This window comes from Micromonospora sp. NPDC049366 (assembly GCF_044466625.1).
GTDB lineage: Bacteria > Actinomycetota > Actinomycetes > Mycobacteriales > Micromonosporaceae > Micromonospora.
On record NZ_JBITMV010000002.1, the window covers coordinates 359,991 to 378,074 of the forward strand.

Genomic DNA, 18,084 nt, shown 5'->3' on the forward strand with positions numbered 1-18,084 from the left:
CCCATCTCGCGGAAGGCAACGCCATGGCAACACACCCTGTACCCGAGGTCTGGTTCCTCACCGGAAGCCAGGGCCTGTACGGCGAGGACACCCTCCGACAGGTCGCCGACCAGTCCCGGCAGATCGCCGCGCAGCTCGACGCCTCGCCGGACATCCCCGCCCGGGTGGTCTGGAAACCGGTCCTGACATCCAGCGCCGACATCCTCAAGGCATGTCGGGACGCGGCCACGCAGGGTGCCGTCGGGGTGATCGCCTGGATGCACACCTTCTCGCCGGCGAAGATGTGGATCTCCGGCCTGGACGCCCTGCGGACCCCGCTGCTGCACCTGCACACCCAGGCCAACGTCCGGCTGCCGTGGGACGACATCGACATGGACTTCATGAACCTGAACCAGGCCGCGCACGGCGACCGCGAGTTCGGGTTCATCCAGACGCGGCTGGGGGTGGCCCGCAAGACGGTCGCCGGGCACGTGAGCGACCCCCGGGTGACCGCCCGGGTCGGCGCCTGGACCCGTGCGGCGCTGGGCTGGTCGGCGATGCGGTCGCTGCGCCTGGCCCGCTTCGGCGACAACATGCGCGACGTCGCGGTGACCGAGGGCGACAAGGTCGAGGCCGAGCTGCGCTTCGGTGTCTCGGTCAACACCTATGGCGTGAACGACCTCGTCGCGGTCGTCGACCAGATCGCCGAGGCCCAGGTCGACGACCTGGTCAAGGAGTACGACGACACGTTCAAGGTCGACCCGCAGCTGCGTGCGGGTGGTGCCCGGCACGACTCGCTGCGGTACGCCGCGCGGCTGGAGCTGGGCATGCGCGCCTTCCTGGACGAGGGCGGCTTCCGGGCCTTCACCACCAACTTCGAGGATCTGGGCGGTCTGCGTCAGCTGCCCGGCATCGCCGTGCAGCGGCTGATGCGCGACGGCTACGGCTTCGGCGGCGAGGGTGACTGGAAGACCTCCGTCCTGGTCCACACGCTCAAGGCGATGGCGGTCGGGGTCGACGGCGGCACGTCGTTCATGGAGGACTACACCTACGACCTGACCCCGGGCGAGGAGCTGGTGCTCGGGGCGCACATGCTCGAGGTGTGCCCGTCGATCGCGCAGGGCACCCCGACGGCGGAGATCCACCCGCTGAGCATCGGCGGCCGCGAGGATCCGGTCCGGCTGGTGTTCGACGCCGCGCCGGGCCCGGCGGTCGTGCTCGGCCTGGCCGACATGGGGGAGCGCTTCCGCCTGGTGGCCAACGAGATCGACGTCGTGACGCCGCCGCATCCGCTGCGTCGGCTGCCGGTGGCCCGGGCCGTGTGGCGACCCCGGCCGGACCTGCCCGGCTCGGCCGAGGCCTGGATCACCGCCGGCGCGCCGCACCACACCGTGCTGTCCCAGGCCGTCGGCGTCGAGGAGCTGCGCGACCTGGCCGAGATGACCCACACCGAGTTGGTCGTCATCGACGCGGACACGCAACCGCGCCGCTTCGCTGACGAGCTCCGGTGGAACCAGGCGTACTACCGGCTCGCCCGGGGGTTCTGACGCCGCCCCGGCATCGACGGACATGGGTGGTCCGCCCCGGCTCGGGGCGGACCATCCGCCTGTTCGCGGTGGGGTGTCCCGCCGTCTGTGTTACGTCTTGACGACAGCCATGTTATCGCTCACAGTCGATGGATAAGGCGACCGGCATTCCAGGCCCCGCCGGGCTCTGGATCGTCGCGATGCAGTCGTTCGAGTTCGCGCGCCCCCGGGCAGGTGCGCTGTTGTGAACGATCACACGATTGGCCTCGTCGATCCGTGCCGCGGCACGTCCGCGGCCCGGCTGGCGGCTCGCCGAGCGCTCCCGGTTCCCGTCGTCACCTGAGGAGGATCATGGTTGCCATCGGTAGGCCCGGCAGGGCCGCGTACCGGCGCCGCGGCTGGCTCTCGCGGGTCGCCGCCGCGCTCGCGGTGGTGCTGGTGGGCAGCGCCCTGGTGGGTGTGGCGCCGTCGCCGGCTACGGCCGCGACGGTGGACACCAGCGCGTGGTACGTGCTGGTGAACCGCAACAGCGGCAAGGCGTTGGACGTCTACAACCGGGCCACGAACGACGGAGCGCGGATCGCCCAGTGGGCCCGCAACGACGGCGCGTGGCAGCAGTGGCAGTTCGTGGACTCCGGTGGCGGGTACTACCGGTTGCGGTCGCGGCACTCCGGCAAGGTGCTGGACGTCTACAACGCCTCGACGGCCAACGGCGCGAGCATCGTGCAGTGGGCGGACCACAACGGCGCCAACCAGCAGTTCCGGTTGGTGGACTCGGCCGGTGGTTTCGTCCGGCTGGTGAACCGCAACTCGAACCGGGCGGTGGAGGTGCAGAACGCCTCGACCGCGGACGGCGGCAACGTGGTCCAGTACGACGACTTCAACGGCACCCACCAGCAGTGGCAGCTGGTACGCGTCGGCGACACCGGAAACCCGGGCACCGGCACCTTCACCAACCCGGTCGTCTGGCAGGACTTCGCCGACGTCGACATCATCCGGGTCGGCGACGTCTACTACATGTCCGCCTCCACCATGCACTACTCGCCCGGCGCCCCGGTGCTGCGCTCCTGGGACCTGGTCAACTGGGAGTTCGCCGGGCACTCCGTGCCCCGGCTGGACTTCGGCGGCAAGTACGACCTGACCAACGGCGCCAACGCGTACGTCGACGGCATCTGGGCCTCGACGTTGAACTACCGTCCCAGCAACCGCACCTTCTACTGGGCCGGATGCATCGACTTCGCCCAGACGCACATCTACACCGCCTCCGCCGTCGACGGTGCCTGGAGTCGGCTGACCACCATCCCCAACTGCTACTACGACGCGGGGCTGCTGGTCGACGACAACGACACGATGTACGTCGCCTACGGCAACGGCACGATCAGCGTGGCCCAGCTCTCCGCCGACGGGCGCACGCAGGTGCGGGCCCAGCAGGTCTACCAGACGCCGTCGAGCATCGGCACCCTGGAGGGAGCGCGCTTCTACAAGCGCAACGGGGCCTACTACATCTGGCTCACCCGACCGGCCAACGGGCAGTACGTGCTCAAGTCGACCAACGGCCCCTTCGGCCCGTACGAGCAGCGGCAGGTGCTGCTGAACATGCCCGGTCCGATCTCCGGCGGCGGCGTGCCGCACCAGGGCGGGCTGGTGCAGACCCAGAACGGCGCCTGGTACTACATGGCGTTCACCGACGCCTACCCCGGCGGGCGGATGCCGACCCTGGCACCGATCACCTGGACCAGCGACGGCTGGCCGCAGGTGCAGACGGTCAACGGTTCCTGGGGCGTCAACTACCCCAACCCCCTGCCGACGCGGCCGGTCAAGCCGCTCACCGGCACCGACACCTTCCCCGGCACCACCCTCGGTGTCCAGTACGAGTGGAACCACAACCCGGACGACAGCCGCTGGTCGGTCAGCGACGGGCTGCGCCTGCAGACCGCCTCGGTGACCAACGACCTCTACCGGGCCCGTAACACGCTGACCCACCGGATCCAGGGCCCGACGTCGACCGGCGCCATCGAGCTGGACTACTCCACCATGCGCGACGGCGACCGCGCCGGACTCGCCATGCTGCGCGACAGTTCGGCCTGGATCGGCGTCCGGCGGGACAACGGCGCCACCCGGGTGGTCATGACCAACGGCCTGGCCATGGGCACGAACTGGGACACCGTCAGCACCGGGACCGAGATCGCCAGCGCGCCGGTGTCCGGCGGACGGATCTGGCTGCGCGCCAACGCCGACATCCGTCCCGGCGCCGGACGGCAGGCGACCTTCTCGTACAGCACGGACGGGGTCACCTTCGTTCCGCTCGGCAACGCGCTGACGCTCAACAATGCCTGGCAATTCTTCATGGGTTACCGATTCGGCATTTTCAACTACGCCACCCAGGCGCTGGGCGGCACGGTGACGGTGCGCCGGTTCACCCTCGCGACACCGTGACGCCGGTCCCGACGTAACGCCACACGGCGCTCGGCGAGGATTCCGGCGATCGGCCCCGGGACGGTGCGCAGACCCACCGCGAACGCACCGTCCCGGGGTCACCCGTCGGCGTCGAGGTCCGGGTCCTGACATTCCCCCGGGTCGGTTTCACCAGGGCGATCGACCGCAATTCGGCCGTCGACCGGGATCGCTCTCGGCACCGCACCGCGCCCCTGGCCCTGGCGGTGGCTGGCGTAGACTGTCGACGATCCAGATCTCTGCCACGGGCGCCCAGGCGGCGGTGGCAGAGAGCTCATTCGCACAGCTGGCCGCCGCCCGTCGATCCCGACCGGCGGGCCGCCGACGGGCAGGCGGGGAAAGTGAGGTGGCCGTGCGCGGTCCCGCGATGACGGACGTGGCTCGCCTCGCCGGAGTCTCCCACCAGACGGTGTCCCGGGTCCTCAACGGGCACCCCAACGTGCGCGAGCAGACCCGCCTGAGGGTCCAGGCGGCCATCGCCGAACTCGGCTACCGACCCAACCGGGCGGCCCGCGCGCTGGTCACCGGCCGGTCCCAGGTGATCGGCGTGGTCGCGCAGAACACCACGCTCTACGGCCCGGCGTCGCTGCTGGCGGCGCTGGAGCAGGCGGCCGCCGAGGCGGGTTTCGCGGTCACCGTCGGCAGCGTCAACGACCTCGACCACCGGTCCATCTCCGCCGCGGTGGAGCGGCACCTGGCCCACCGGGTCGCCGGGATCGTGGTGATCGCGCCGGTCGAGTCGGCGGGGGAGGCCCTCGAACGGCTGCCCCAGGAGGTGCCCCTGGTGACCGTCGACGGTGACCCGAGCCGGCCGATCCCCCTGGTGACGGTCGACCAGGTCGCCGGGGCCCGGGCGGCCACGCGGCACCTCCTCGACGCCGGACATCGCACGGTGTGGCACGTGTCCGGCCCGTCCGACTGGTTCGACAGCGCCGGGCGGATCGAAGGATGGCGGGAGGCGTTGCAGGCGGCGGGCGCCGAGGTGCCGCCCCTGATCGCCGGGGACTGGTCCGCGGCGGCCGGCTACCGCTGCGGGCAGATGCTCGCCCGGATGCCGGAGGTCAGCGCGGTCTTCACCGCCAACGACCACCTGGCCCTCGGTGTGCTGCGGGCGCTGCACGAGCACGGCCGCCGGGTGCCCGACGACATCAGTGTGGTCGGCTTCGACGACGTGCCGGAGGCGGCATACTTCATTCCGCCGCTGACGACCGTGCGGCCCGACTTCGCCGCGGTCGCCCGGGCGAGCCTGGACCTGCTGCTCGCCCAGATCGAGACGGAGGTCGCCGGCCCACTGCGGCAGACCATCGCGCCGACCCTGGTCTCGCGCAACAGCGTCGGCGCCCCGCCGGCCCGCTAGAGTCCGTTCCATCCGCCGGATCCGCGCGTTCGCGGGTCATGCGTCCGCGGCTTGGGCGGCGAGCACCGTCCGCAGCCACGCCTCCGAGGTGTTGATGTGGATCAGCGCGTTGGCCTGCGCGAGCAGTTGGTCGCGTGAGCGCAGCGCGAGGTAGATCCCCTCGTGTTCGTCGATCGTCTGGCGCGCCGCGTTGCCCTCGATCAGGCCGCGCCAGACGCGGGCCCGCAGCGTGCGGCCGGACAACCCGTCCAGCAGCGAGGTGAGGGTCTCGTTGCCGGTCGTCGCGACGACGGTGTGGTGGAAGTCGCTGTCGAACTGCACCAGCTTCTCGGCATCGTCGGCGGCCGCCCGCATGTCCTCCAGGATCTGACCGAGCCCGTCGAGATCGGCGTCGCTCATCCGCACCGCGGCCAGGCCGGTCGCCAGCGGCTCCAGCAGTCGGCGTACCTCCATGACCTCCAGCAGCGTGTCGTCGCGCAGCAGCTCCACGGCGACCCCGAGGCCCTCCAGCAACAGCCGGGGCGCGAGGCTGGTGACGTACGTCCCGTCACCGCGCCGCACGTCGAGCACCCGGGCCGACTCGAGGACCTTCACCGCCTCCCGGATCCCGCTGCGGGACAGGCCCATCTGCGCGGCCAACTGCGGCTCCGGTGGCAGGCGCGCGCCGGGCGGTAGCTCGCCGCTCTGGATGAGGTTGCGAATCTTGGCGATCGCGTCGTCGGTCAGTGCCACGGACAGCTCCTTCCGGCCGGTGCCGGCTGCACTCACCCACCCTATAGACATCTGACGTATCAGTCGAGTGTTGGTGTCGTCGCGCATGAGCGTTCCGATCGGTGACCGGCGCGACCAGTATCGGGTTGGGGCGAAACCTCTTTCAATTGACCATTGCCTATCTCATGGCCCGGCAGTAACCTTCCCGAAACACATCAGACGTCTGGCAGTTCCGGGGCCACTCGGTGGCCCGCCCGGCGGAGCCGCCCCAGTCGCCACCGGCCGATTCACCTGTCGGCGCTTCGCGCGTTCCCGCCGCGAGGTGGCCGGACCGGTCACCAGTTGGAGGATCGATGTCAGACCTGACCCGACGCCAGGCCCTCAAGATCGGCGCTGCCGGAGCCGGTGGCGCCCTGCTGCCGCTGTCGTGGACCGCCGTGGCCCGCGCCGACGCGGCCGCACCGCCACAGGTGCAGGCGGCCGGCGACCTCGCGCTCTGGTACGACGAGGCGGCGGGCTCGGACTGGCTGCGTGCGCTGCCGATCGGCAACGGCAGGCTCGGCGCGATGGTGTTCGGCAACGTCGACGCCGAGCGACTCCAACTCAACGAGGACACGGTCTGGGCCGGTGGCCCGCACGATCCCAGCAATCCCCGGGGCGCCGGAGCCCTGGCGGAGATCCGCCGGCTGGTCTTCGCGGGCCAGTGGACCCAGGCCCAGAACCTGGTCAACCAGAACATGCTGGGCAACCCCGGTGGGCAGCTGGCCTACCAGACCGTCGGCAACCTCCGGCTGACCTTCCCCTCCTCGGGCGGGGCGTCGGAGTACGACCGCGTCCTCGACCTGACCACCGCGACCACGTCGACGACCTACCTGCTGAACGGTGTCCGACACCGGCGCGAGGTCTTCGCCAGCGCGCCGGACCAGATCATCGCGATGCGGCTGACCGCCGACCGCACCGGTGCGATCACCTTCACGGCCACCTTCGACAGCCCGCAGCGGACGACCGTCTCCAGCCCGGACGGCAGCACCATCGCCCTCGACGGGGTCTCCGGCAACCAGGAGGGCGTCACCGGCGCCGTCCGCTTCCTGGCCCTGGCCAACGCCGCCGTGAGCGGTGGCACCGTGTCCAGCTCGGGCGGCACCCTGCGGGTCACCGGCGCCACCAGCGTGACCCTGCTGATCTCGATCGGCTCCAGCTACGTCAACTTCCGCAACGTCGGTGGCGATTACCAGGGCATCGCCCGCCGGCACCTCAGCGCCGCGCGCGCCAGCAGCTACGACCAGCTGCGCGCCCGGCACGTGACCGACTACCAGGCGCTGTTCGGGCGGGTCAGTCTCGACCTGGGTCGCACCTCCGCCGCGGACCAGCCCACCGACGTCCGGATCGCCCAGCACAACAGCGTCACCGACCCGCAGTTCTCCGCGCTGTTGTTCCAGTTCGGGCGATACCTGCTCATCTCCTCCTCGCGTCCGGGCACCCAGCCCGCGAACCTCCAGGGCATCTGGAACGACTCGCTCACACCGGCGTGGGACTCCAAGTACACCATCAACGCCAACCTGCCGATGAACTACTGGCCGGCCAACACCACCAACCTGGCCGAGTGCCACGCTCCGGTCTTCGATCTCGTCCGGGACCTCGCCGTCGCCGGTGCCCGCACCGCCCAGGTGCAGTACGGCGCCGGCGGCTGGGTCACCCACCACAACACCGACGCGTGGCGGGCCACCTCGGTGGTGGACGGCGCGTTCTGGGGCATGTGGCAGACCGGCGGGGCCTGGCTGGCCACCCTGATCTGGGACCACTACCTGTTCAACGGCGACGTCGAGTTCCTGCGCGCCAACTACCCGGCGATGAAGGGGGCGGCGCAGTTCTTCCTGGACACCCTGGTCACCGAGCCCACGCTCGGCTACCTCGTCACCAACCCGTCCAACTCCCCGGAGATCGCGCACCACCAGGACGCCAGCGTGTGTGCCGGACCCACCATGGACAACCAGATCCTGCGCGACCTCTTCGACGGCTGCGCCCGGGCGAGCGAGATCCTCAACGTCGACGCCACCTTCCGGGCCCAGGTACGTGCCACCCGGGACCGGCTCCCACCGATGAAGGTCGGAGCCCGCGGCAACATCCAGGAGTGGCTCTACGACTGGGTGGAGACCGAGCAGTACCACCGGCACATCTCCCACCTCTACGGGTTGGCCCCGAGCAACCAGATCACCCGGCGCGGCACCCCGCAGCTGTTCCAGGCCGCACGGCGGACGCTGGAGCTGCGCGGCGACGACGGCACCGGCTGGTCGTTGGCCTGGAAGATCAATTTCTGGGCGCGGATGGAGGAGGGCAACCGGGCCCATGACCTGATCCGCTACCTCGCGACCCCCGCCCGGCTCGCGCCGAACATGTTCGACCTGCACCCGCCGTTCCAGATCGACGGCAACTTCGGCGCCACGGCCGGCATCGCGGAGATGCTGCTGCAGAGCCACATCGGCGAGCTGCACATCCTGCCCGCGCTGCCGTCGGCGTGGGCCAACGGTCGGGTGAGCGGCCTGCGGGCCCGCGGCGGGCACACCGTCGGCATCACCTGGACCAACGGCCAGGCCGGCGAGGTCCTCCTCCGCCCCGACCGCGCCGGCACCGTACGGCTGCGTGGAAGGCTGTTCGCGGCCAACCACACCGTCGTCGACACCACGGACGGCACGGCGGTCCAGACCACCCGGATCGAGAGCGACCTCGTCGAGCTCACCGGGCGGGCCGGACGCACCTACCGGATCACCGGCTCGCCGACCGTACCGACGCTGGAGCAGAGTTTCAGCAACGCCAGCACCAGCAACGACACCAACACCAACGTCGGGAACGTCGACGGCAACGGGGCCAGCTTCTCCGCGCAGGCCCTGGCCCAGGCCGGCGTCACGCCCGGCGCCACGCTGAACCGCAACGGGATCGCGTTCCGGTGGCCCGCCGTCGCCCCCGGCGGCGCGGACAACGCCATCGCCTCGGGGCAGTCCATCAGCGTGACCGGCACCGGACGCACCCTCGGGTTCCTCCTGACCGGCACCTACGGCGCCGTCTCGGGAACCGGCGCGGTGGTCTACGCGGACGGCACCCGGCAGACGTTCACGCTCAGCACGCCCGACTGGTACGGCGGGCCGCACGCGGGTGGGACCGCCGCCGTCGTGACCGCGTACCAGAACCGGCCGGGCAACCAGCGGGTGACCACCCCGGCCTGCGTCTACCACGTCGGGGTGACGCTGCAGAACAAGCCGGTGGCGCGGGTGGACCTGCCCAACATCAGCGCGCGACCGGCGGCCGGTGTGCCCACGATGCACATCTTCGCCATCGCGATCGGAGCCTGACGGCGTCCGGCTCCGCGCGGCGGCGGCGGGCGCCGGCCCGAGCACCGTCCGCGCCCGGGGCGACGACCCGGGAAGACCCCGGGGTGGCCGATAGTGCCACCCCGGGGTCTTCGGGTCAGATGAACCGCCAGCGCTGGTCGGCCGCGCCGCTGTCGTTGCCGAGCACGACCTGCGCTCCCTGGCTGCCGGAGCCGCCGCTGACTCCGAGGACCCGGCCGCCGTTGGCGCACTGGACGCGGAAGTAGCCGCTGCCGCCGTAGCGCAGCCGCCAACGCTGGTCGGCGGCGCCGTTGTCGGTCCACTGGACGACCCGGGCGCCGGCGGTGCCCGCACCGCCCTCCACACCGAGCACCTTCCCGCTGTGCGAGTTACGCAGCCGCAGGTAGCCGCCGGTGTCCACCACCGCCGTCCACAGGTGGTCGGCGGTGCCACTGTCGCCCCACTGGATGACCAGGCCACCGTCGGCGGTCGACATGTTCTGCACGCCGAGGACGAGCCCGCTGGCGAGGTTCTGGATGCGGCGGGCACCGTTGGGCAGGAACCGCCACTGGTTGTCCAGGCTGCCGTTGTCCGGGTCCTGCACGGCCTGGACGCCCTGGCCGGTCGAGCCGCCCGAGATCGCCAGGAGTTTGCCGGTGTGCGCGTTGCGCAGCTTGTGCGTGCCGTCGCCCACGTCGACGATCGTCCAGTCGTGGTCGGCGGTGCCGTTGTCGGCCCACTGCAGGATGCGCGCGCCGTCGGCGGTGGACATGTTCTCCACCCCGAGGACCTTGCCGCTGTGCACGTTGCGCAGCCGGACCGTCGAGGCGTCGACGAGGAGCTGCCAGTCGTGGTCCGCGGTGCCGCTGTCGGCCCACTGGAGGGCCAGCCCGCCGTCGGCGGTGGACATGTCCCGGATGCCGAGCACCAGCCCGCTGGCGGCGTTGGCCAGGCGGAAGCTCGCGTCGTTGCCGCCGGCGCCGCCGCCGACGCTCCAGTACACCGTGTAGTTGTGCCCGTGGGCGTCGTAGAACGGCCCGAGGTCGACGGTGGCGCCGTTGGCGACCGCGGTGAACGCCAGGGCGGTGCCGCTGGTGCGGCTGATCGATCCGGTGTTCAGCGTCGGCAGCCCGCTCAGCGTGGTGTTGCCGTAGTTCCCGGAGAGCACCACCGGGCCGTACGTGACCGCCTGCACCGCCGCGTTGTCGTTCGCGGCGGCCAGCACGACCCGCATCGGCAGCCGGACCGTGACCACGTCACCGGGGGTCCACGAGCGGGTGAGGCCGGCGTAGCTGCCCGGTGTCGTGGCGATGTTCTGCGGCGTGCCGTTGACGCTCACGGTGGCCCCGCTCGTCCAGGCGGGGATCCGGATCCGCATCGTCCACGATCCGCCGACCGAGCCGGTGACGGTCAGCGTGGTGGTGTCGCTGACCGGATAGGTGGTGCTCTGCGTGACGGTGATCCCCCGCTGTGACCAGGTCAGCACCGACGGCATGAACAGGTTGACCGTCAGGGTGGTGCCGTTGTGGAAGTAGATCGAGTCCATCAGCGTGGTGTTGGTCTCCAGGCCGGTGCCCTGACAGCACCAGAAGGAGTTGTAGTCGGTGCTCCAGGTGCCCCCGCCCCACGCCGGGCCGACGCCGCGACGGCCTCCGGGGTTGAGCGGCGTGAAGTAGGTGACGTGCCCGTGGCTGTCGGCCGGGTTCTGCTGGCCGATCATGTGGTTGAGCAGCGCCCGCTCGTAGAAGTCGAAGTAGGCCGCGCGGTCGGGGTCCAGCAGCCACAGCTCCCGGGTCAGCTTGAGCATGTTGTACGTGTTGCACGCCTCGCAGGTGTCGGCGCGCAGGTAGCCCGCGATGGCGTGGGGCGCCCGGAAGTGTTCGGCCTGGCTGTTGCCGCCGATCACGTAGGTGTGCGCGTTGACGGTCATCGTCCAGGCGTTGCTGGCGATGTCCCGGTAGCGGGTGGTGCCGGTGGCCTTGTACTCCCGGGCCGCGCCGATCCACTTGGGCACCTGCGTGTTGGCGTGCAGCCCGTTGAGCTGGTCGGTGTTCGCCGCCAGCGGGTTGAACACGGCGTTGTGGTCGAACCGTTGGGCGGCGGTCAGCCAGCGGGCGGTGCCGGTCTGCTGGTAGAGGTCGGACAGGACGGCGTTCATGCCGCCGAGCTCGGTGCCGAGCATGGCCTGCATCTGCGTGGCGGTGAGTCGGCCGGTACGCCAGTCGACCCAGCCGGCCAGGGCCAGCAACACGTCGCGGGCCTGGGTGTTGCCGACGAGACGCCAGACGTCGAGCAGCCCGGCGAGCGTCTTGTGGATGCAGTAGTAGGGCACGTTGCCGTTGCTCAGCGTCCGCGCCTCCAGGGCGGTGAAGTCGGACTCCGGGAAGCCGGACAGGTAGCCGGCGGTGAAGCCGACCGCCGCGTTGTTGGCCTGGCACTTCGCCAACTCGGCCACCATCTGGTTGGCCTTGTCGCGGCAGGTGGTGTCGCCGAGCACCGCCCAGGCTTGGGCCCAGGCGGTCAGGAAGTGCCCCTGCATGTGGGTGCGGAACGGGAACGTCGGGGCGTCCCAGCCGCCGGTCGGCGCGGCGCCGGCCGTGGAGAGGCCGTGGTTGGCGCGGAAGTTGTAGAGCAGCCGGTTGACGTCGACGAAGCGCAGGTAGGCGAGGGTCCGGTTCTGGTTGTCCTGCCACCGTCCGGCGGTCAACCGGACCTGGCCGGGCTCGAAGGCGTACGCGGAGACGCCGATGTCGGACCGGACGGGGGGCAGCGCGGCGCCGGCGGGGCCGGTCACGGCGGCGCCCGCGGCGGTCGCGACGGCGGCGGCGCCGGCGGATTTGAACAGGAGCCGGCGGTTGAGCAGGGGAGCGGACATGCGGATCCTCCGAACACGGTGGCGGGGGTGGTGTGCCGGGAGGACCCCTGACGGCGCCGGTGACGGTCGGGCCTGGCGCGCGGGAGACGGAGGCGCGCGTCGCGGCCCGTCCCGGTGTCGCGCCGGTCGCCTGCCGGGGAGCGGCAGAACCCGCGCGAGATCGATGGGAGCGTCCCCATTCGGCCGGCCCGTTATCGATGTAAGCATGGGGAAACATCGATGTTATCGATAACATACTGATGCCCTGACCGCGACGCAAGACGCTCCCATGCGGAGGCCGGGCCGACGGTTCGCCCCCGCCGGCCCCGACGCCACGCGCCAGCGGTGAGCTAACGGGCCGCCGGTTCGAAGGCCGGAAGCCGGAACGGGAGCGGGTCGCTGAGCTCGCCGACGAAGGCTCCGTCCACCCGGTCGACGAAGCCGAGCATCGCCCAGCCCCGGTCACCGTCCTCGACCAGGCGCGGCGCGTACAGGTGGGGGTGGCCGGCCGGGCGGGCGGCGGCGATGTCCCACGGGCCGCGTACGGACGGGGCGGGCGCCACCCACACGGTGTGGTCGCCCCGATCGGGGTCGGCGACGGCGTTGGTGCAGAACAGCAGGATCGGCCGACCCTCGACGACCGCGACCTGGGGAACCTCCAGGTGACCGAATCCGGCGGGCGTGGACAGCGGTGGCCGTACCGTCCAGTTGACCAGGTCCGGAGAGGTGGCGTGGCCCACGACGCCGCGTTCCCGCGCCGGACCGTGCTTCGCGCGCGCGGTGACGAGCATGTGCCAGCCGTCGCCGTCCGGGTCGGGGAAGACCCACGGGTCCCGCCAGGCCTGCTCGTACCACGCGTCGCGATCGAGCAGCTCGTACCAGGTCGGGTCGGCCTCCACGAGCGGCCCGGTTCCGTGTCGGCGCCAGGTGACCAGGTCGTCGGAGACGGCCAGGCCGATGCGCTGGACGAGGCCGTCCTCGGCGCGCGAGACGCCGGTGTAGTACAGGTACCAGCGCCCGTCCGGTCCGCGCACGGTGCAGCCGGTCCAGGTGGCCAGGTCGTCGAAGGCGGGGGAGTCGGCCGGCACCAGGGCGTCGGCCGTCAGGTCCCAGGTGCGCAGGTCGGTCGAGACGGCGTGGCCGATGGTCGCCCGCAGGTGGCGGCGGTCCGGGTCGTGCAGGGCCCGTGAGGCGCGCAGGAAGAAGGCGTGCCACCGGCCGTCGTCGTCCCTGACGTACCAGCTGTCCCACACCCAGTGGTCCGGAAGTCGCAGCATGGCCGGAAACCTAGCAGTAAACCGGTTTAGCGGCGACCGGCCGACCCGGACGTCCCGGTGGCGGTCACCCCGCTCAGGGCGTCGCGGGCGCGGCGGTGGACCGGCGGCGACGCAGTGGCATCGGCACCAGCGACGGCCCGGCGCCGCCGCCGTCGAGCAGGATCTCCACCGCGCGCCGCCCCATCCGCTCGTGCGGCAGCGCGGCGGTGGTCAGCCCGGGGCGCAGCCAGGCCGCGATGGGATCGTCGTCGAAGGAGACCACCGAGACGTCGCCGGGGACCGACAGCCCGGCCTCGCCGAGTGCCTGGTAGGCGCCGAAGGCCAGGCGGTCGTTCATGCAGATCACCCCGCTGGGCCGCGGTGAGCGGGACAGCAGTGTGCGCATCGCGGCGTACCCGTGCTCGGGCAGCCAGTCGACGCAGAAGCACTCTGCGTACAGGCCCACGCCCGCGGCGGCGAGCGCGGTCCGCACGCCGCGCAGGCGGGCCCCGGCGGCGATCGAGACCTCGGGGTCGCTCTCCTTCAGTTCGTTGCGGCCGATGAGCGCGATCCGGTCGTGGTGCCCCTGCCGCAGCAGGATCTCCGTGACGGCGACCCCCGCGCGCTCGTCGTCGGGCAGGACGCTGGGCAGGTCATCCCCGCTGGTGGAGTTGAGCAGCACGACCGGGCCGCCGAGGATGGCCGTCGGCACGGTGAGTCGCCGGCTGGCCATCGCGGCGTAGATCACGCCGTCGACCTGGCGGTCGAGCATCGCCTCGATGGCGTACCGCTCGAACGAGGCGTCGCCTTGCGTCTCCGTGATGAGCAGGACGTGGTCCCGCTCCCGCGCGGCGTCGAGGGCTCCCCGGATCAGGCCGCCGGCGAACCGGGTGGTGGCGACGATGTCGGAGACGAAGGCGATGGTGGCGGTCTTGCGCGTCCGCAGGCTGCGCGCGGCCACGTTCGGCCGGTAACCGAGCTCCTCGGCGGCCGCGAAGACGCGTTGGTGCGCCTCCGCGGACAACCGGCTGCCCTCGCGCCCGTTGAGGACCATCGACGCGGCGGTCTTGGAGAGCCCGGCCAGCCGCGCCACGTCGGCCAGGGTGGCTCGCTTCTGGCCCATGGCACCTCCGGATCGGGGGCGACGCTTCCCGCGTCACCGCTTGCCACATCATGCGCCGACGGGTCACGCCGGACATCGTCCGGTCGGTGTGCCCCCGCGTTTGTCGGCGTGAACAGGCCGTTTCGGACTCGTTGCGAAGTCGTCCTTGACAGGCGGATCCGCCGCGCGCATTCTCTGCTAAATCAGTTTAGCTCCCCTCGCCGTTCCTCGCGGACGGGCATCCGGGACCTGGGGCCGGCGGTCGTCCGGCTCCGGGCCGCGGTCCCGCCCGCGATCGCCGACACCCGACAGGCGCACACGCCGACGGGTGCCATCGGCGCGGCGCGCCGTGAAGAAGGAGTGACAGACGTGCCGGAATCTTCGACCAGGTTCTCGCGACGCGGTCTGGCGTTGCTGGTCCCGCTCCTGGGCGCCAGCCTGCTGGCCGCCGCCTGCAGTGCGCCGGGAGAGAACCAGACCACCGCCGACACCGACCGGGCGGTCAGCACCGAGCTGGGGACCGCGCCGATAACCCTGGAGATGTACGCCGAAACCGGCTTCCCGCTGGCCAAGGCGCTTGCCGACGAGTTCACCAGGCAGCACCCGAACGTCACCTTCAACGTCCGCGAGGACCAGTTCACGGTCATCACCGAGAACGCGCCCCGGGTGCTCGCCTCCGACAACGCCCCCGACATCATCCGACTGCCCACCATGGTCGACCTGGTGAAGGACGGGCTGCTGAAGAACCTCGACCCGTATTTCGAGGCGTACAAGTGGAACACCTTCCCGGCCTCCCAGCTGGTGCAGTTGCGCCTCGGTGACGGCGGCGCCGTCCGCGGCACCGGTTCGCTGTACGGCCTGGGCCTGGGCTACAGCGTCACCGGCGTCTTCTACAACAAGCAGCAGGCCGCGCAGGTGGGGATGACCCAGCCGCCGGCCACGATCGCGGAGTTCGAGGAGCTGCTGGCCAAGGCCAAGACCGCCGGGCTGCAGCCGATCATGCAGTTCAACAAGAACACGGCCGGCATCAACTTCCCGCACCAGGCGCTGCAGAACCAGTTCGGCGACCCCACCCAGATCGCGGACTGGATCTTCCAGAAGCCGGGCGCCACCTTCGACACCCTGGCGGCGCTCAAGGCCACCCAGACCATCCAGCGGTGGGCCCAGGCCGGGTACTTCCCCAAGGACGCCAACGCCATCGACTACACCGCGATGATGGGCGAGTTCCAGAAGGGCAACGGCCTGTTCATGTTCAACGGCGACTGGGAGTCGGGCAACCTCGACAAGAACATGGCCGGCAAGGTCGGCTTCTTCCTGTTCCCCGGCGAGGCCGCCGGCGCCAAGCATGTGGCGATGTCCGCGCCCAACACGTTCGGGATCGGCGCGAAGGCCAAGAACCCCGACGCTGCCGCGTTCTTCCTCAACTGGGCGCACACCGACGCCAAGGCCCGCGAGATCTCGGTGACGGTGGGCGGCTCGCACCCGGGCGGCCCGAGCGACCTCGCCCTTCCGCCGGTGTCCGAGGGCACCGTCCTGGCCGCGACCCTCAAGGCCTCGCAGCAGCTGGGCGCGGAGAACGGGGCGGTCGACTTCACCGCGAACGCCACCGGCGGCATCTTCGCCGCCGCCATCACCCCCGAGATGCAGAAGCTGGTCGCCGGGCAGCAGACCCCGGAGGGTTACGTCAAGGCGGTCCAGGCCGAGTACGCGAAGGAACTGTCCCGATGACGTCTGCCCTCGGCAGCGCACCCACCGGGCCGGCCACGCGCCGGCCCGGCGGGGCCGGGCCCGGATCGCACGGGCGGCCCCGCCGGAGCCGGCGCGGTCGTCCGGGCCGGTGGGCCGGCTGGTTGTGGGTCCTGCCCGCTCTGCTGATGTACGGGATCTTCGTGCTGCGTCCGCTCCTGCTGACGGCGCAGTACTCCCTGTACCACTGGAACGGGATCGGCGCCTCCCGCTGGGCCGGGCTCGAAAACTACGTCACCGTCTTCACCGACCGGGACCTCCTGAAGATCATCTCGAACGCGTTCGTCCTGATCCTCTTCTTCAGCTTCATCCCGGTGGCCCTCGGGCTGCTGGTGGCCAGCGTCGTCCGCCGGATCACCGCCGGCCCCCTCGGCACCACCGTGCGCACCGTGCTGTTCCTGCCGCAGGTGATCCCCCTGGTCGCGGCGGGCATCGCGTGGAGCTGGATGTTCTCCACCGACGGGCTGGTCAACCAGGCGCTGCGCGCGGTCGGCCTGGGCGGCACGACCCGGGCCTGGCTCGGCGACTTCGACACCGCGCTGCCCTCGGTGGGGGTCATCGGTGCCTGGGTCAGCCTCGGTCTCTGCACCATCCTGCTGGTCACCGGCATGAGCAAGATCGACCCGGCGCTCTACGAGGCCGCCCGCATCGACGGCGCCGGGCCCGTACGCGAGTTCCTCGCCGTGACCCTGCCCAGCCTCCGCCAGGAGATCGGCGTCTGCCTCACCGTGACCATCATCGCCGCCCTGGCCAGCTTCGACATCGTCTACATCTCGACCAGCGGCGGCCCCGGCCTCCAGACAACCGTGCCCGGCCTGGAGATCTACCGGCTCGCGTTCTCCCAGCGCCAGGTCGGGCTCGCCTCCGCGCTCGCCGTCGTCCTCATGGCACTGGTGCTGCTGTGCGTCCTGCCGATCCAGCGACTGACCCGGGAGGAGAAGGCGTGAATCTCGTCAGCCGCGGCGAGCGCCTGACCGGGCGCATCTTCCTGATCGCCCTGGCCCTCGTCACGCTCCTGCCGTTCGTCAGCATGCTCTCGGCGGCGCTGCAACCCCGGGGCACCGTGCCCACCGGTCTGACCTGGCCGGCGGACCCGCAGTGGGGCAACTTCGTCGACGCGTTCACCGCCGCCAACATGGGCGCCCTGCTGCGATCCAGCCTGATCATCGTGGCCGGCGTCGTCCCGATCGCGGTGGTCATCGCGACCATGGCCGGTTTCGGGCTCGGTCACCTCGGAGTGCCCGGCGGACGGTTCGCCTTCGCGCTGCTCCTGCTCGGCCTGACCCTGCCGTTCGAGGCCGTGGTCACCCCGCTGTACTACCAGATGCGCGACCTCGGCCTGCTCAACACCCGATGGGCCATCATCCTGCCGCTCATCGGCCTCTACATGCCGTTCGCGGTCTACTGGATGCGGGCGCACTTCATCACCGTGCCGCGCGAGCTGTCGGAGGCCGCTCGCGTCGACGGCAGCAGCACCTGGCAGCTGTTCTGGCGGGTCCAGGTGCCGCTCGCCCGCCCGGCCATCGCGTCGCTGACCATCCTGCTGTTCCTGTGGACCTGGAACCAGTTCCTTCTCGCCATCGTGCTCGTCGACGACGCCACCAAACGGACGATGGCCGGTGCGCTCGGGGCCTTCCAGGGCCAGTGGGGAACCGACCTGGTGCTGCTCTGCGCCGGATCGCTGCTGATCCTCACCCCGACCCTGATCGTTTTCCTGATCTTCCAACGGCAGTTCATCAAGGCCCTGATCCAGGGGTCCCTGAAGGGATAAGC

The 18,084-nt window shown here is 71.1% G+C and carries 10 protein-coding genes and 1 pseudogene; 7 read left to right on the top strand and 4 right to left on the bottom strand.

Annotated features, from left to right (window positions below; all coding sequences use genetic code 11):
• The first annotated feature begins 23 nt into the window (after positions 1-23).
• From araA to ACIBTV_RS05195, 3 genes are all read left to right on the top strand, one after another.
• The gene (gene araA, locus ACIBTV_RS05185; RefSeq protein ID WP_396702568.1) at positions 24-1,526 is read left to right on the top strand and encodes an L-arabinose isomerase; all 1,503 of its coding nucleotides are present in this window, start codon (positions 24-26) and stop codon (positions 1,524-1,526) included.
• A 330-nt stretch (positions 1,527-1,856) separates the two neighbouring features.
• Complete coding sequence (locus ACIBTV_RS05190) at positions 1,857-3,941, top strand: RICIN domain-containing protein (protein WP_396702570.1); 2,085 nt, start codon at positions 1,857-1,859, stop codon at positions 3,939-3,941.
• Between the two features lie 385 nt (positions 3,942-4,326).
• Positions 4,327-5,316: a LacI family DNA-binding transcriptional regulator gene (locus ACIBTV_RS05195; protein WP_396702572.1), complete on the top strand. Its 990-nt coding sequence runs from the start codon at positions 4,327-4,329 to the stop codon at positions 5,314-5,316.
• 36 nt (positions 5,317-5,352) lie between these two features.
• On the opposite strand, the gene ACIBTV_RS05200 is transcribed toward ACIBTV_RS05195, so the two are convergent.
• Complete coding sequence (locus ACIBTV_RS05200; protein ID WP_396702574.1) at positions 5,353-6,048, bottom strand: FadR/GntR family transcriptional regulator; 696 nt, start codon at positions 6,046-6,048, stop codon at positions 5,353-5,355.
• Positions 6,049-6,380: 332 nt separating this feature from the next.
• Between ACIBTV_RS05200 and ACIBTV_RS05205 the strand changes: the two genes are divergently transcribed.
• Positions 6,381-9,374, top strand: a complete 2,994-nt coding sequence (locus tag ACIBTV_RS05205) for a glycosyl hydrolase family 95 catalytic domain-containing protein (RefSeq protein WP_396702576.1) — start codon at positions 6,381-6,383, stop codon at positions 9,372-9,374.
• Between the two features lie 115 nt (positions 9,375-9,489).
• Here ACIBTV_RS05205 and ACIBTV_RS05210 read toward each other — a convergent pair whose 3' ends face one another.
• The 3 genes and pseudogenes from ACIBTV_RS05210 to ACIBTV_RS05220 all read right to left on the bottom strand — a co-directional run bounded on the left by ACIBTV_RS05210 (position 9,490) and on the right by ACIBTV_RS05220 (position 14,586).
• Positions 9,490-12,228, bottom strand: coding sequence for a beta-L-arabinofuranosidase domain-containing protein (locus ACIBTV_RS05210; RefSeq protein ID WP_396702578.1), 2,739 nt, complete (start codon positions 12,226-12,228; stop codon positions 9,490-9,492).
• A gap of 329 nt (positions 12,229-12,557) precedes the next feature.
• Positions 12,558-13,493 (bottom strand): annotated as a pseudogene (locus ACIBTV_RS05215) (family 43 glycosylhydrolase); the annotation flags it as partial.
• 64 nt (positions 13,494-13,557) lie between these two features.
• Positions 13,558-14,586, bottom strand: a complete 1,029-nt coding sequence (locus tag ACIBTV_RS05220; protein ID WP_396702580.1) for a LacI family DNA-binding transcriptional regulator — start codon at positions 14,584-14,586, stop codon at positions 13,558-13,560.
• Positions 14,587-14,934: 348 nt separating this feature from the next.
• Between ACIBTV_RS05220 and ACIBTV_RS05225 the strand changes: the two genes are divergently transcribed.
• From ACIBTV_RS05225 to ACIBTV_RS05235, 3 genes are read left to right on the top strand one after another with little or no spacing between them, the layout of a single operon-like run.
• The gene (locus ACIBTV_RS05225; RefSeq protein WP_396702582.1) at positions 14,935-16,293 is read left to right on the top strand and encodes an ABC transporter substrate-binding protein; all 1,359 of its coding nucleotides are present in this window, start codon (positions 14,935-14,937) and stop codon (positions 16,291-16,293) included.
• Positions 16,290-17,258, top strand: a complete 969-nt coding sequence (locus ACIBTV_RS05230; protein ID WP_396702584.1) for a carbohydrate ABC transporter permease — start codon at positions 16,290-16,292, stop codon at positions 17,256-17,258. The genes ACIBTV_RS05225 and ACIBTV_RS05230 overlap by 4 nt, the downstream gene beginning before the upstream one ends.
• Positions 17,255-18,082 (top strand): carbohydrate ABC transporter permease, encoded by an 828-nt coding sequence (locus tag ACIBTV_RS05235; RefSeq protein ID WP_396702586.1) that lies wholly within the window; start codon positions 17,255-17,257, stop codon positions 18,080-18,082. Before ACIBTV_RS05230 ends, ACIBTV_RS05235 begins: the two co-directional genes overlap by 4 nt.
• The last annotated feature ends 2 nt before the right edge of the window (positions 18,083-18,084 follow it).